General features: G+C 52.1%; 1 rRNA gene. It reads left to right on the forward strand.

What is annotated here, in order from left to right:
- Positions 1–422 (forward strand): 23S ribosomal RNA (locus HMPREF2930_RS07480); the annotation flags it as partial.

Raw genomic sequence — 422 nt, forward strand, 5'->3', positions numbered from 1 at the left:
TTAGGTGCCCGTACCGCAAACCGACACAGGTAGTCAAGATGAGAATTCTAAGGTGAGCGAGCGAACTCTCGTTAAGGAACTCGGCAAAATGACCCCGTAACTTCGGGAGAAGGGGTGCTCTTTAGGGTGCAAGCCCAGAAGAGCCGCAGTGAATAGGCCCAAGCGACTGTTTATCAAAAACACAGGTCTCTGCTAAACCGTAAGGTGATGTATAGGGGCTGACGCCTGCCCGGTGCTGGAAGGTTAAGAGGAGTGGTTAGCTTCTGCGAAGCTACGAATCGAAGCCCCAGTAAACGGCGGCCGTAACTATAACGGTCCTAAGGTAGCGAAATTCCTTGTCGGGTAAGTTCCGACCCGCACGAAAGGCGTAACGATTTGGGCACTGTCTCAACGAGAGACTCGGTGAAATCATAGTACCTGTG

This window comes from Staphylococcus sp. HMSC068C09, from assembly GCF_001813735.1.
GTDB lineage: Bacteria > Bacillota > Bacilli > Staphylococcales > Staphylococcaceae > Staphylococcus > Staphylococcus hominis.